The following is a 13170-nucleotide window of genomic DNA, read 5'->3' as shown; positions in this document are numbered from 1 at the left end:
TAGAATGGCCAATACGATTACCACCACCGATTTCAATTTTCCAGGTCAACAAAGTGTCTATAAGGGCAAGGTCCGAGAGGTATATGCACTGGAAGGGAATGTATTGGTCATGGTAGCCACAGACCGCCTTTCCGCTTTTGATGTAGTCATGCCCAAGGGGATTCCCTACAAAGGGCAGATCTTGAATCAGATCGCGACCAAAATGATGGAGGCTACCCAAGATATTGTACCGAATTGGCTAATGGGCACTCCCGACCCCAATGTAGCCATCGGTCATGCCTGTGAACCCTTTAAGGTAGAAATGGTGATTCGAGGTTACCTTTCCGGTCATGCAGCAAGGGAATACAAAAAGGGAAAGCGCACCCTCTGTGGAGTACCTATGCCCGAAAAAATGAAAGAAAATGACAGGTTTCCAGAGCCTATCATCACTCCGGCTACCAAGGCCGAAAAAGGAGACCATGATGAGGATATTGCCCGTGAAGACATCCTGAAAAAGGGAATTGTCGGTGAGGAGGACTATCAAATTCTCGAAGAGTACACCAGGGCGTTGTTCCAAAGAGGGACTGAAATTGCAGCCCAAAGAGGGCTGTTATTGGTAGATACCAAATATGAATTTGGAAAGACCAAGGAAGGCAAAATAGTGTTGATAGACGAAATTCATACGCCGGACTCTTCCCGTTATTTTTATGCCGAGGGATATAAAGAACGACAGGATAGGGGGGAGACCCAAAAGCAGTTGTCCAAGGAATTTGTACGACAATGGCTAATACAGAACGGTTTTCAGGGATTGGAAGGACAGACCGTCCCCGAAATGACGGATGATTACATTCAAACAGTATCCGAACGCTATATAGAACTGTACGAAAATATTATCGGAGAGACTTTTGTAAAAGCCGATTTAGGCAATATTCAGGAGCGGATTGAAAGCAACGTTTTGGAATATCTCAACAAATCCTGATTTTACTTTAATAACCATTTTAAGGTCACCTCTCTTTTCTCCCGCAGTTTTGCCAATATCTTAAGGAAGGCAATAGCCGTAATGTAGGCATCGCCCAAAGCCGTATGTCGATCTTTTTTTGAGATATTGAACATATCCGCGAGTTCGTCCAGGGTATAGCTTTCCTGCTGTTGAATGAGATTGGATCTAAGGCGTGTTTTTTTGTATAATGAGGAGGTATCCAAATATCGGTTCTTTAAATCGGGCAGGTGCAAACGGTCTAGGGCGGCATTGATCATATGGATGTCGAATAGGGCATGATGGGCGATTATAACGGCATTTCCCAAAAAAGCCAAAAACTTTTGTAAGGCCTCCTCTTCCGGAATGGTATCCTTTCTTCCCTCTTTGCGGATACCATGTATTTTAACCGTTTCCTTGGAATGGACCTCTTGTTCCAGATAAGCTGAAAAGCTTTCGGCTACCTTGATCTTTTTGTGTTGCAAGGTCAAGGCCCCGATGGACAGGATACGGTCTTTGTTATAATCAAAACCGGTAGTTTCCGTATCCAGAACCACAAAACGGACTTCTTGGAGATTTTCGGTTTGTTTTTTTTGGAACAAAGCTTCGTATTCCTCCCAATACGAAGGAAAGTTACCTCTCTTTTTTTTGCTGAAAAGTCCCATTACCGTAATAAATTGGAGACTTGGAACCGAACGGAAAGCAATTCTTGTATTTCCTTAATCGTTTTGAAGGTTCGTTTCAATTTTATCCTTTCTTCCTTGTTCAATTTTTCCAGCGCAATATACCTCCCGGAGTCGTGATGCAACAACCCCTGTTTTGTCCTAAACTTTAAGAGCGCCTTGGTCGCATAGGAACAGGCCAAAAAAAGCTCACTATTCTTAGGTTCCAATTCCGCTAATTTTTCATAACGCTCCCAGGTATTGCCGATTCCCTTTACGGAATGAGACAAAATGAGCACTCGCGCTGCATCGATAAGGGGCATCAACGCCCTTCGTTTAAGGTCAAAGAAATCCTTGTGCGCCCCGTCTTGTTCCACCAAAAATTGGCGGAAGAATCCTGTTGGACTTGGGTTTTGCAAAGCACCACTGGCAAGATGTAGAAAAAAGATCGGATAGGTTTCGGTACATTGAAAAATATGCTCCGATAACGTATTTACCACCTCTTTGTCCCCATAGGAAACATTGTAATCAAAAAAAATGGAGGACATGAGTACTTCGTCCGGTCCGGGATTCGTAATCCAGTGGGATACCTTATCCTTCCATTCCTGCAAACTTAGGCACCATTTGGGGTTGGAGGCCATCATCTCGGCTGGGCAGTAATCGAACCCTATAACATGGAGTCCATGGGTCACATGCTTGGCGAGGGTCAGGAAATATTTGGTAACCTTGGCCTTTTGACTTTCCGCAACATCTTCAAAAAGTAGGGCATTGTCCTGGTCCGTATGCAACATTTGCTCACTGCGCCCCTGACTGCCCATGGACAACCAGGCAAATTTGACCGGTGGGGGTCTCTTCATTTTTTGTAATGAAATGGCAATGACCTGTTTAATACAGGTATCGTTAAGCTCGGATAGTATTTTGGCAATCAGTCCCATAGGAATATTCTGATCTAAATAGCCCTGTAAGAGATGTTGTATGCTTTTGCGCAAGGGCTTTATCTGCTTGTATTTTTTTGCCCGTTTAATCGCCTTTACCAATACCGCGGGATTGTCCCCTAGGGATACCATTACGTCATGTTTGGAGAGGATTCCCACAGCCTTGGTATGCGGTGTGCCATCGTGGGTGAGTACCAAATGACTGATGTTGCTTTTCATCATGGCCATTTGGGCCTGGGTCACCGTCATTTTTCTGGGATAGGTAATCACAGGATGCGACATTATTTCCGAAGCCGGACTGTCTATGGAAAACAGGCCCGTTACAATTTTGTTCCTCAGATCCTTGTCGGTGATAACACCAATGGGCAGCTCGTTTTCCAATACTAAAATTGAGCCGATTCGGTGTTTTGTCATGGTCTCGGCCACCTTTTTCATGCTGGTACCTGGGGTACAGCTCACCACTTTTTTGGAATAGCTTACGGGTTGTAAGTCCAACAACTTTACCTCGGGGTTTATGTTTTGGGCATTTTCATTCCCGTAGAGTTTTCCACGATGTACCTTGGAGTAGGGATTGCGGGTATTGGATGCAAAACTTTCGATAAGAAAATTTCCTACCTCTTCATTCTCCTTGGCGTAGGGTTTGAATATAGCGATCGGGATACCGTATAAGATACTTTCTTCGTGTGCCCGGGCCTCCAATTTGTAATTTTCATGAGCCATTAAGGGCCGTAAGCCAAAAATATCCCCTTCATCACAGATGTCAACAATTTCATTGTTGGCAATTTTGCGAAGGGCAATGGCCCCTTCGTGCACGATGTAAAAAAAATCGTGCGGGGTCTCGTCTTCCGAAAAGACCAAGCCACCTTTTTCATGATAGGCGATGGAAACCTCTTGGGATAGTTTATCCAATTTGGATTTTTCCAATGCATTAAATGGGGGGAAGTTTTCCAGAAAATCGGCCACCCTTTCCGAGATGGTATTTTGCATACCGCGGTTTTATAGCTAAAGTTACTTCATGATTTGGAAAAGAAAAAACGACTATAATTTTTGGTTCTTTATGCTTTTGTATTTTAGTGGATAAGCAGGGAGGTTTTTCACCTTACCTGGATAGATTTATTTAATTTTTAATATGTTTCATGAAAGGCATTAGAAGTAAAACTAGTGTTATCAAATGGGTAGAAACGCCAGAAGAATAATTTGGAGTATCATTAGTTATGAAAAATGATTTTAAAAAGACTAAAAATTTTATATTAAAGCCAGTGGCAGCTATTATTGTTACAATGATTTTGATGCTCATAGTACTTTATTTACCAATGCTTTACAAAAAAATCTTTACTGATCAAAGATTTTGTCTAGGGTCTAAAGAGAGATTTGAATTTTCATACACAAGCGAATATGATTATGAGAAAATATCCGATGTATACGTGAATGACATTGTTTATATCAGCATTGGAATTAATGAAAATGAAAGTACATTTCTAAGTTGCTCTTTTAATAGTGAAAATTCGGATGATTTTTCAATACAGCATGTGGCAATCGGTGATACTATTTTTAAAAAAGTTAATTCAAATTATTATTCAATATTTAAAGAAGGAAAAGAATATATTTTTATAATTGATAAAAATCGAGTAGGAATGGACAATAGCGAAATGGACTTATGAAATTAGTGGCAATACTCCAAATAAGGGTAATATCTCCCTCTCCGCAGTACTCACCATAGGCAAGGTTGTACTACTGCGACAAAACTTCCTTTACCGACAGTCTGTTATTGCCGGCCAGCATTAGTAAGCAGTAAATTTTAGGGAAGCAATGAATTATAGCCCTTGTTGGGCAAAGTTTTTTATTTAATTCCAGCACAATAGTTTTTAATTTTTTTTACTGAAGTCGTATCGGAATCCGAATTGCTACTCCACCAGTTTTTATTTGAAATATGCCAACTTCTATATTCCCAATTTTTTCCATTACAGTCAAAATTTCCTCTTCCACTTAGAAGGGCATGAAGTGCTTTAGGGTCACTTGAAGTATTTAACTTTACTCCATTGCGCATTATTACTTTTGTTCTAGAGACATCATTATTTTCTTTGGTAGAAGTAAACAATATGCCTGATGTTGGGATTTTGACCTCGTATCCAAAGTTCAAGTTTGATTTAAAAAGAGGTTCTGTATTCTCAACACCATAAACAATTGTGATATGTCCTTTGTAATTATCAGGTAGAATTATAATTTTTTCTCTTGAGTGCCAAAGATTGAAAATATAATGTCCAGCCAAGATTAGAATACCAATTACATTGGTCAGAAGCCAATTATTTGAAAATCTCTGTATTATGGCGTCAATTACCAATCCTAAAATTCCAGCACCAGTCAATACAATTAGAGCCAACATTCCCCAGCCTTCAACATCCGTACTTTTAGAAGTCCAATAAGTATAATGGCTCCAAACCATTAGACCTAAAGAAGCAATGTTTAGAATCGTTGGTCGGTATTTCATGTACTTACATTGTGCCCTAACGGTCATGTGTATGATTGGTTGCGGACTTTTCCCGTGGAAAATGTCCGCTTGACTTTAAAGATAATTGATTGCAGGAATTTCCAATGTGGAAATTCCGCCCGCAATTAATTATACACCGTGTTAGCAAACGTTTTTATTATTCCAGCGTAGTTTTCCACTTTTATTTTTCCGTTTGTTGGAATCATGTTTTGCCACACCCAATTATAGTGTCCAATTACTTTTTCCGCACTTAAATGAGGCCTTTCACCTGTTGTATGTCCGTCTGCAACCACGGTTATGTCATAATCTTTTGTCAGGGCAGATTGAATCGTAGATTCTACGCAAAAATCCGTTGCACAACCAGTAATTAACAATTCTTGCGTTTTCAATTCCGCAAGTTTGTCCTGAAGTCCAGATTTGTAAAAAACATCGTTTGCATATTTGTCCAGTCGAATGTCAGTCGGTTTGATTTTAAGTTCGTCCAACAATTCCCATTCCCAAGAGTTCTTTTCAAACTTTCCAGTACCATTTCCATCGTGTTGGATAAAAATTACCGGAAAGTCCATTTTGCGGAACAAGTCCGCCAGTCCGTTTATTCGGTTTACGACTCCACTCGTGTCAAATCGAGGGGTTTTGGGCGTGAAAGAACCCTTTTGCATATCAATTACCAAAAGAGCTTTCTTACTTTTCATCAATTTGATTTAAATGTTTGCTAACGATCTCGGCTATGATTCCTGCCCCCAGCAGGCAGGTCGACTTGGGAAATCCCAACGGGATTTTCCAGCTAAAAAATCCAGCCAATTTAAAGATATAGATTTTCAAATAGGGCAGAAGGGAAAGCTGAATTATAGCCAATGTTGTGCTTAGTTTTTTTTACGATATTCTAGATATTCATCAATATCTAAAATCCTTCTTTTCTGTAAATCGATTTTCATCAATTCACTTAGTTCATTGTATTTGCTACCAATATCAGGTGTGTATTTTTTCGATTCTTTTTCGCGTTTTTCTTTCGCTTTTTTCCTTTCATTCAGTCTCCATTTACGTTCGCTATCCTCCTCAAATTTTGGAATAAATTCTTCTGGCATCTTTGTTAATTCAGATACCATTTTTGAAATAGCACTAGAAACATCGTTAAGCTTTTCGGTAATCTCTTTGGTTGAAAGTAAATCCAATCGAATCTCTAGTTTGTAATATTTTTCAAGTTCAGATTCGGTCAATGAGCCCAGACTCCTAATTAGTTTATCCAGAAGGTGTAAAATGTCTTGGTAAAGCTTCTCCAATTCCTGAACATCTCTTTCTTTTTCATCAATCAGTCTATTGCGGTTTTCTCTTTTCAAAGTCGTTTTTGCTGTATAACGTGAATTTAGAATCACTGCAAGTCCAGCTATAATTGCTCCTAAAAGAGTTCCGATTAATGTCCACCAGTTTTCCAAATATTTTGCCTTTTTAAATTAAGCACAACTTGCTTATATGGATGTAAAATACATCTATATACACCTAAAATAGGAATAAAACCGATGAAAAGGGTTGTTCCTTATTTCAAAGTTCAAAATCATCGAAAGGGTTTTTTATTTTGTCCAAACTCGTGGTGCTAACATGGGTATAAATCATTGTTGTTTTTGGGCTATTGTGCCCCAAAAGTTCTTGAATAAATCTTAAATCTGTACCATTTTCCAATAAATGGGTGGCAAAACTATGTCGCAGCATATGGGGGTTACCTTTTTTGGGACACCTGCTTTGTTGACAGCTTTTACAATTATTCTTAAAGCACTTGATGAGGAATAGGGACGATTCCCTGGTCCCTCGAATAAGTATTCCTTGGGCCTGTACTCCTTAAAGTAGGTCCTAAGTTCACCAGGCAGGGTTGGGTTGGGACAGTACCTTTCGTGGGGTTGCCATGCCCTCATCGGACTACTGGTTCCGCTATGATCTTATCGAGGGATGGTCCTTCACGGGGCATTTTGCCTTGAAAAGATAGTGGGATGTCAGTATATCCTAGGACTTGATGTCAACCACCCCCTTTCCTAATCTTTGACACTAAAACAAAAACCCCTCCTGGAATATGGAAGGGCTTGTAGCGAGAGGGAGACTTGAACTCCCGACCTCAGGGTTATGAATCCTGCGCTCTAACCACCTGAGCTACCTCGCCATTTGATTAAAACGGCTGCAAATATAAAGTTTAATTTTGTGCCTATCAACTCTGGCAGTTCAAATTATTCCATCGGTTTTATTTTTTTATCATTTGGAAATATATATATTGCCCGAAGAAAAAATCATCGTAATGGACGATAAAATAAAATTTGAACTTGAATTTGTGATACAGTCCTCTCCCCAATTACTGTATCAATACCTGTCCACCCCATCCGGACTTTCGGAATGGTTTGCGGACAACGTAAACTCCCGTGGGGAGATGTTCAGTTTTATTTGGGACGGTTCCGAGGAGGTTGCCAAACTGCTAAAACGCAAAAGCGATGAATTCGTAAAATTTGCCTGGGAGGAAAACGAGGATGATTCGTATTTTGAAATGAAGATCATTGTGGATGAAATCACAAAGGACGTTTCCCTGTTTATTACGGATTTTGCGGAAGAGGATGAGGTGGACGAGGCCAAAATGCTTTGGGAAAATCAAGTCTCCGATTTAAAACACGTTTTGGGATCCCAATAACGATTTCTTATTTTAATTCTATATTTGACCTTGATTTTTTTCAAGGTTTTTTTATGGTCAATTTTAACGGTAAGCTCCTTCCCGAAAATGCTTTTTTCTTAAATCATGAAAATAGAGGACTACGCTATGGCGACTCCCTTTTTGAGACCCTACGTGCCGTAGATGGGCAAATCTTGCTTTGGGAGGACCATTATCTACGACTTATGGCCTCCATGCGCATATTACGTATGGAAATTCCTATGGAGTTTACCATGGAATTCCTGGAAGCTGAAATACTTAAAACGATTCACGCCGATCCATCCACTAAAAACTGGAGAGTCCGTTTTACCGTTTTTAGGAATAACGGGGGGCTATATTTACCCAAAAGCAATGCAGTTTCCTATGTTGTAGAATGTAAGGAACTGACCAGTCCCTTTTATGTCTTGGAGGAAAAATCCATTGTGGTGGAGCTTTTTAAGGATTTTTATGTGAATGCCGGCCTGCTTTCCACCTTAAAGACCAGCCATAGGCTTATTAATGTAACAGGGAGCATCTATGCCCAAGAAAATGGCTATGACAATTGCTTATTGCTAAACCAGAACAAAATGGTGGTCGAGGCCTTGAACGGAAATATTTTTCTGGTACAGGGAACTACCATCAAGACCCCGCCATTAAGCGATGGTTGTCTTAATGGGATTATCCGGAAGAAACTTTTGGAGATTATCGGTAACCTAAACCATTATAGTTTGGAAGAAGTGTCCATTTCCCCTTTTGAGCTTCAAAAGTCCGACGAACTGTTTATTACAAATTCTATTTCGGGTATTGTATCCGTTACCAAATACAGAAAAAAGGAATACACGGCGCAAGTAGCGAGGGACCTGGTCGGAAAACTGAATGCTGTGATACGATTGGGCGCTGTGGATTAGTTGAGACTTGGATTTTCGGGAGCGTTGGACCATAAAAGGTAATTGCCACCCAATTCGATCATTTTCTCTTTCCAAAAGGCCACAGAGGATTTTTGGATAATGGCGCTTTCATATTTGTTCTTGACCACAATCCAGGATTTTGAAGACAGTTCTTGGTCCAATTGAAGGGAAGACCACCCGGAATAGCCCAAAAAGAAGCGGATATCGTTTTCGGAAATTATTTTTTGATTTATGAGACTAATGGTCTTCTCAAAATCCCCGCCCCAGTAAATACCATCCGAAATCTCTATACTATCGTTGATGAGGTGGGGTACCTTATGAATGAAATAAAGGTTGTCTTGCTCCACGGGGCCGCCATTGTATACCTGAAAAGGAATTGTAATTTCGGTAATCAAATCGTTGATATGGTATTCCAAAGGCTTGTTGAGAATAAACCCTACCGAACCTTCTTCGTTATGTTCGGCAAGTAGCACAACGGAACGATTGAACGAAACGTCCCCTGTTAACGAGGGTTCTGCAATAAGGAGTTTACCTTTTTTAGGTTTTAGACCTAGCATAATAGTATGGACTTGTTTATCTAAAATAAAACAATTCCCCAAAATACCAAAAGCCCGGATACAAAAAGGCATCCTTAACTTCTTGGTTAAGGATGCCCTATTATATAGTAAAATCGTATAAACTAGTTTACCGCGTTGCCTAAATCGGCTCCTGCCTTAAACTTAACAACATTTTTAGCTGCAATTTGGATGGTTTTGCCTGTAGAAGGATTTCTACCTTCCCTTGCATTTCTCCTAGATACGGACCAAGATCCAAAACCAACTAGAGAAACCCGGTTTCCACTTTTAAGAGATCCTTCTACATTTCCCAAGAAGGATTCCAATGCCTTTTTTGCCGCTGCTTTTGTGATGCCAGCATCCGCTGCCATAGCGTCGATTAATTCTGTTTTGTTCATAATGTAATTAAATTAATTGTTGTTAAAATAATTTTAAAACCTAATAACAAATTTATATGGATTTGCCACGAACACAAGTAAAATGGAGGGAAATCCCCGTTTTTGTTGATAACTCGAGACGTTTGTTGATAAAGTAGGGCGATTTTTACGTTTCTCGCAGCCCAATAACGGCGGGGCCTCAGGCCATATAGGCAGTTTTGGATAATTTTAGGCCGTTTAGGATTTCTTGGGTCTTCATTTTCCGTTTCCCCGATAATTGCATTTCCAAAATTTGAATATAGCCACCCGGGACGGCAACTCGAATTTCCTTTTTGTCAAATAGGACCTGGCCGTTTTTATGGGAATGATTTTCCTTCTCCATGGTAGCGGTATAAATCTTTACCAGTATAGTTTCCGTATCATTGATTAGGGTACTCCATGCTGCCGGATAGGGACTTAGCCCACGAATGTGGTCGTGGATTTCCTGTATACCATTATCCCAATTTATATTACATGTCTCTTTGTGTATTTTTGGGGCCTTTTTTAGATTTTGGGAGTTGCTTTGTTGCTGCCTTTTTACGGAATGGTTCTCGATTTGCACGACCGTCTTTACTACCAAATCCGCTCCCATATGCATTAATCTGTCATGAAGTGTTCCCGCGTTGTCGGTTTCTTTGATGATAACCTTTTCTTGAAGGATTACTTCACCAGTATCTATTTTTTCGTCCAAAAAAAATGTAGTGACCCCGGTTTCCGTTTCCCCGTTGATAATGGCCCAATTAATAGGTGCCGCCCCCCTATATTGAGGCAAAAGGGAGGCATGTAGGTTAAAGGTGCCATATTCCGGCATTTGCCATACTTCTTTGGGAAGCATCCGAAAAGCGACCACTACCTGTAGATTGGCATTCAAGGCTTTTAATTCTGATAAAAAGGACGGATTTTTTAAATTGGTCGGTTGTAGAATTTTAATATCGTGCCGTTGGGCATATTTTTTTACAGCCGATTCCTGAAGCTTGCGCCCCCTACCGGCCGGCCTATCCGGAGCAGTGATTACACCCACTGGTGTATAACCGCTTTCTACCAATTTGGCCAATGAGGCGACGGCAAAATCGGGTGTCCCCATAAATATGATCCGTAATTTTCCCATATTAAAGCAATTCGTATTCGTTTTTGGTATTTATTCGTATTTCCCCATCTTCCAGTAGATATGCTATCACTTTTAAGACCCTATCTTCTTCATGCGTCAGGATTTCGATCAATTGTCTTGACGTTCTTTTCTTTTCCCTTAATAAGGTCAATACCTTTTCGGAAAGCGATTCCAAACTTTCAATAGCTCCGGAAGCCCTCCCTAAGCAAACATCACATATACCACAATCCTTTTTACATTTCTCACCAAAATATGCCAAAATTTGCCTGTTCCTACACCGGGAATCCGTATTGATATAGCGGAGCATATGGGCTACATTTTCCTGTTTGATCCGGTTTTGCTCTTGTACATTTTTAGCAAATCCATGGATGGTACTATCATCTTCCCTGGGTACTAGAAATAGTATATTCAAGTCTTGATTGACAGCATTATATTCGATGATGCCGTCTTTTTCCAATCGAAGCAGTATTTGGATAATATTTTCTTCCTTTTGTCCTGATTTTTTGGCGATAAGACCGGTATTTATTTTCGTGTCAAAATCGAAAACTCCCCCATAGGTCCGTAGTAACGTTTGTACAACCTCTTGCAGGGTACGATTTTTTTCCAAATACTCAAAAATTTGCTGTTTGTTCGCTAAAAAACGTACTGTACTTGTTCTGAAAAAGAATTCGGACAATGATATCACTGAATTTAGGTCTAGGATGCGTAGGGCATTGTAGGCCAAGATCGTGTTCAATTGATACGTCGAACAAAATACATTGAAGTTTAATGGATAGGATTCGTTATTTCCACCTCCATAGGGTATCTGAAAATAGTTGTTGAGTCGGTTATATATTTTTTTAAGGAAAGAAACATCCGGTAGTACACTTAAAAACTGGTTCCTTAGTTGTTTTTCATCCTTTTTGTTGGTGATGAGTATGGCTTTTGCAGGCTTACCGTCCCTACCTGCTCTCCCAGCTTCTTGGAAATAGTTTTCCAGACAATCCGGTATTTGGTAATGTAATACCAGCTCTACATCCGGTTTGTCTATCCCCATTCCAAAGGCATTGGTGGCCACTATGGTCTTTACCTTGTTTGTAAGCCATAAACTCAGCTTTTTTTCCTTTTCCGTATTGGAAATTCCGCCGTGAAAAAAAGTTGCGCTAACACGGTTTGCATTCAAATAATTGGAGAGCTCTTCTGCCGCACGTCGCGTGCGGACATAGACTATGGAACTTTTTTGAACCTTGGCACAAAGTTGCTTGAGCCTATAAAGTTTGTCTTCTTCCCATAGTACGCTAAAGGCAATATTGTCCCTGGCAAAGGAATCCTTGAATACCGAGTGTTTTTTAAACCGTAAGTTTTCAACAATATCCGCGGCTACTTTTTCCGTGGCCGTGGCGGTAAGGGCCAAAAAGGGAACATCAGGATGCAAATCTCTTAACTTAGAGCATTCCAGATATGCGGGTCTAAAATCATGCCCCCATTGTGAGATACAATGCGCCTCGTCTATGGCAATCAGACTTACATTCATCCGTTGTATCCTTTCCAATACCATTTCCTGCTTTAAGCGCTCGGGGGAAAGGTAAAGGAACTTATAATTTCCGTAAATACAATTATCCAGTAAATCGCTTAGCTCCTCCAATCGGATTCCCCCAGTAAGCGCAATGGCCTTGATACCCTTTTTTTTAAGGTTGTCCACTTGGTCTTTCATCAGGGCGATTAGGGGAGAAACCACAATGCAGATGCCTTCCCTGGCCAGGGTCGGTACTTGAAAACAGATGGATTTACCACCTCCTGTAGGTAAGAGCGCAAGTATATCCGCTCCATTTAGGACACCTTCAATAATGTTCTTTTGGGAACCTCTAAATTCTGAAAAACCCCAATACCGTTGCAAAAGCTCATTTGGACGGTTTTCCATCATTCCGGGTTTAGCAGATTTAGTATATGGTTCCTTCTTTCCTCCACCGAACCCTTAGGAACACTATGGAGTGTATACCCAAAATGTCGATAGGTATTCTGTAGACACTCATGTACGCTAAGGGACTCCTCATAACTCTCAAAACGTGCGCTATCCACAACATGGATTTCGGGCCAGGGCGGCATTATCAATACCATATCATAGCGAAACATTTTACAGGCCTCTGTAAATGTTTCGTCATAGTCCTGGCCAAAACAATCCATATAGGCAAGCACATCCGGGATGCCCCTATCAAAAAAAACAATATCCTTATTGCTCCCCGTGACCGATTGATATTGGGCAATCCGTTGTTGGAGTAGTTGCGTATTGAATTGGATGGGATCCTCTACCGAGATAATGGGATTTATGACAAAGGATTCCAATCCAGCTTGTTCCTTCTCGGCCAAGGTCATGCTTCTGATTACTTCATGCAAACAAGTGAACCCCATTTTTTCCAAGCTTTCGATTACTGAAGTCTTTCCGGTACTTGGCCCACCGGTGATTACAATTTTTTTTGGATTCAATAGTTATGTATATGGTACG

At 40.5% G+C, this 13170-nt stretch carries 16 protein-coding genes and 1 tRNA gene; 5 read left to right on the top strand and 12 right to left on the bottom strand.

Going from position 1 to position 13170, the window contains the following annotated elements; genetic code table 11:
* The first annotated feature begins 4 nt into the window (after positions 1–4).
* Positions 5–958 (top strand): phosphoribosylaminoimidazolesuccinocarboxamide synthase, encoded by a 954-nt coding sequence (locus Q0993_RS15265; protein ID WP_299534576.1) that lies wholly within the window; start codon positions 5–7, stop codon positions 956–958.
* 2 nt (positions 959–960) lie between these two features.
* Here the strand turns inward: Q0993_RS15265 and Q0993_RS15260 are convergent, their stop codons facing one another.
* Both Q0993_RS15260 and Q0993_RS15255 read right to left on the bottom strand, forming a co-directional pair.
* Positions 961–1620, bottom strand: a complete 660-nt coding sequence (locus Q0993_RS15260; RefSeq protein ID WP_299534574.1) for a PolC-type DNA polymerase III — start codon at positions 1618–1620, stop codon at positions 961–963.
* A complete protein-coding gene (locus Q0993_RS15255) occupies positions 1620–3539 on the bottom strand; it encodes a DUF294 nucleotidyltransferase-like domain-containing protein (RefSeq protein WP_299534572.1) in 1920 nt (639 codons plus the stop codon). Before Q0993_RS15255 ends, Q0993_RS15260 begins: the two co-directional genes overlap by 1 nt.
* A gap of 227 nt (positions 3540–3766) precedes the next feature.
* Between Q0993_RS15255 and Q0993_RS15250 the strand changes: the two genes are divergently transcribed.
* Complete coding sequence (locus Q0993_RS15250; RefSeq protein ID WP_299534570.1) at positions 3767–4213, top strand: hypothetical protein; 447 nt, start codon at positions 3767–3769, stop codon at positions 4211–4213.
* A 179-nt stretch (positions 4214–4392) separates the two neighbouring features.
* Here Q0993_RS15250 and Q0993_RS15245 read toward each other — a convergent pair whose 3' ends face one another.
* From Q0993_RS15245 to Q0993_RS21925, 4 genes are all read right to left on the bottom strand, one after another.
* Positions 4393–5040 (bottom strand): hypothetical protein, encoded by a 648-nt coding sequence (locus Q0993_RS15245; RefSeq protein ID WP_299534568.1) that lies wholly within the window; start codon positions 5038–5040, stop codon positions 4393–4395.
* Between the two features lie 125 nt (positions 5041–5165).
* Positions 5166–5732, bottom strand: coding sequence for an isochorismatase family protein (locus Q0993_RS15240; RefSeq protein WP_299534566.1), 567 nt, complete (start codon positions 5730–5732; stop codon positions 5166–5168).
* Positions 5733–5903: 171 nt separating this feature from the next.
* Complete coding sequence (locus Q0993_RS15235) at positions 5904–6473, bottom strand: hypothetical protein (protein ID WP_299534565.1); 570 nt, start codon at positions 6471–6473, stop codon at positions 5904–5906.
* A gap of 106 nt (positions 6474–6579) precedes the next feature.
* Complete coding sequence (locus Q0993_RS21925) at positions 6580–6747, bottom strand: tyrosine-type recombinase/integrase (RefSeq protein WP_367279621.1); 168 nt, start codon at positions 6745–6747, stop codon at positions 6580–6582.
* Between the two features lie 190 nt (positions 6748–6937).
* Between Q0993_RS21925 and Q0993_RS21920 the strand changes: the two genes are divergently transcribed.
* Complete coding sequence (locus Q0993_RS21920; RefSeq protein WP_367279628.1) at positions 6938–7018, top strand: hypothetical protein; 81 nt, start codon at positions 6938–6940, stop codon at positions 7016–7018.
* Positions 7019–7115: 97 nt separating this feature from the next.
* Here the strand turns inward: Q0993_RS21920 and Q0993_RS15225 are convergent.
* Positions 7116–7189 (bottom strand) — tRNA-Met (locus tag Q0993_RS15225).
* A 132-nt stretch (positions 7190–7321) separates the two neighbouring features.
* Here Q0993_RS15225 and Q0993_RS15220 point away from each other — a divergent pair.
* Positions 7322–7705 carry an START-like domain-containing protein gene (locus Q0993_RS15220; protein WP_299534563.1) on the top strand — a complete coding sequence of 128 codons (384 nt, stop codon included), beginning with the start codon at positions 7322–7324 and terminating at the stop codon, positions 7703–7705.
* A 53-nt stretch (positions 7706–7758) separates the two neighbouring features.
* On the top strand, positions 7759–8610 hold the full coding sequence (locus Q0993_RS15215) for an aminotransferase class IV (protein WP_299534561.1): 852 nt from the start codon (positions 7759–7761) through the stop codon (positions 8608–8610).
* On the opposite strand, the gene Q0993_RS15210 is transcribed toward Q0993_RS15215, so the two are convergent.
* The 5 genes from Q0993_RS15210 to Q0993_RS15190 all read right to left on the bottom strand — a co-directional run bounded on the left by Q0993_RS15210 (position 8607) and on the right by Q0993_RS15190 (position 13151).
* On the bottom strand, positions 8607–9167 hold the full coding sequence (locus Q0993_RS15210) for a YqgE/AlgH family protein (RefSeq protein WP_299534559.1): 561 nt from the start codon (positions 9165–9167) through the stop codon (positions 8607–8609). The two genes, Q0993_RS15215 and Q0993_RS15210, sit on opposite strands and share 4 nt — an antisense overlap.
* A 122-nt stretch (positions 9168–9289) precedes the next feature.
* Positions 9290–9562, bottom strand: a complete 273-nt coding sequence (locus Q0993_RS15205; protein ID WP_120710976.1) for an HU family DNA-binding protein — start codon at positions 9560–9562, stop codon at positions 9290–9292.
* Positions 9563–9740: 178 nt separating this feature from the next.
* Positions 9741–10688 (bottom strand): methionyl-tRNA formyltransferase, encoded by a 948-nt coding sequence (fmt, locus tag Q0993_RS15200; RefSeq protein WP_299534555.1) that lies wholly within the window; start codon positions 10686–10688, stop codon positions 9741–9743.
* 1 nt (position 10689) lies between these two features.
* Positions 10690–12591, bottom strand: coding sequence for an ATP-dependent DNA helicase RecQ (locus tag Q0993_RS15195; RefSeq protein WP_367279620.1), 1902 nt, complete (start codon positions 12589–12591; stop codon positions 10690–10692).
* Complete coding sequence (locus Q0993_RS15190) at positions 12588–13151, bottom strand: ATP-binding protein (protein WP_299534553.1); 564 nt, start codon at positions 13149–13151, stop codon at positions 12588–12590. Before Q0993_RS15190 ends, Q0993_RS15195 begins: the two co-directional genes overlap by 4 nt.
* Between the last annotated feature and the right edge of the window lie 19 nt (positions 13152–13170).

The organism is Ulvibacterium sp., assembly GCF_028285715.1.
Lineage (GTDB): Bacteria > Bacteroidota > Bacteroidia > Flavobacteriales > Flavobacteriaceae > Ulvibacterium.
The sequence above is the reverse complement of the archived record's forward strand: the minus strand, read 5'-3'. Positions and strand labels throughout refer to the sequence as shown.

Bases quoted from the DNA above. Each gene is read 5' to 3' on its own strand.
- Q0993_RS15265 (WP_299534576.1), top strand. From the start codon at position 5: ATGGCCAATACGATTACCACCACCGATTTCAATTTTCCAGGTCAACAA.
- Q0993_RS15260 (WP_299534574.1), bottom strand. From the start codon at position 1,620: ATGGGACTTTTCAGCAAAAAAAAGAGAGGTAACTTTCCTTCGTATTGG.
- Q0993_RS15255 (WP_299534572.1), bottom strand. From the start codon at position 3,539: ATGCAAAATACCATCTCGGAAAGGGTGGCCGATTTTCTGGAAAACTTC.
- Q0993_RS15250 (WP_299534570.1), top strand. From the start codon at position 3,767: ATGAAAAATGATTTTAAAAAGACTAAAAATTTTATATTAAAGCCAGTG.
- Q0993_RS15245 (WP_299534568.1), bottom strand. From the start codon at position 5,040: ATGAAATACCGACCAACGATTCTAAACATTGCTTCTTTAGGTCTAATG.
- Q0993_RS15240 (WP_299534566.1), bottom strand. From the start codon at position 5,732: ATGAAAAGTAAGAAAGCTCTTTTGGTAATTGATATGCAAAAGGGTTCT.
- Q0993_RS21925 (WP_367279621.1), bottom strand. From the start codon at position 6,747: ATGCTGCGACATAGTTTTGCCACCCATTTATTGGAAAATGGTACAGAT.
- Q0993_RS21920 (WP_367279628.1), top strand. From the start codon at position 6,938: ATGCCCTCATCGGACTACTGGTTCCGCTATGATCTTATCGAGGGATGG.
- Q0993_RS15220 (WP_299534563.1), top strand. From the start codon at position 7,322: ATGGACGATAAAATAAAATTTGAACTTGAATTTGTGATACAGTCCTCT.
- Q0993_RS15215 (WP_299534561.1), top strand. From the start codon at position 7,759: ATGGTCAATTTTAACGGTAAGCTCCTTCCCGAAAATGCTTTTTTCTTA.
- Q0993_RS15210 (WP_299534559.1), bottom strand. From the start codon at position 9,167: ATGCTAGGTCTAAAACCTAAAAAAGGTAAACTCCTTATTGCAGAACCC.
- Q0993_RS15205 (WP_120710976.1), bottom strand. From the start codon at position 9,562: ATGAACAAAACAGAATTAATCGACGCTATGGCAGCGGATGCTGGCATC.
- fmt (WP_299534555.1), bottom strand. From the start codon at position 10,688: ATGGGAAAATTACGGATCATATTTATGGGGACACCCGATTTTGCCGTC.
- Q0993_RS15195 (WP_367279620.1), bottom strand. From the start codon at position 12,591: ATGATGGAAAACCGTCCAAATGAGCTTTTGCAACGGTATTGGGGTTTT.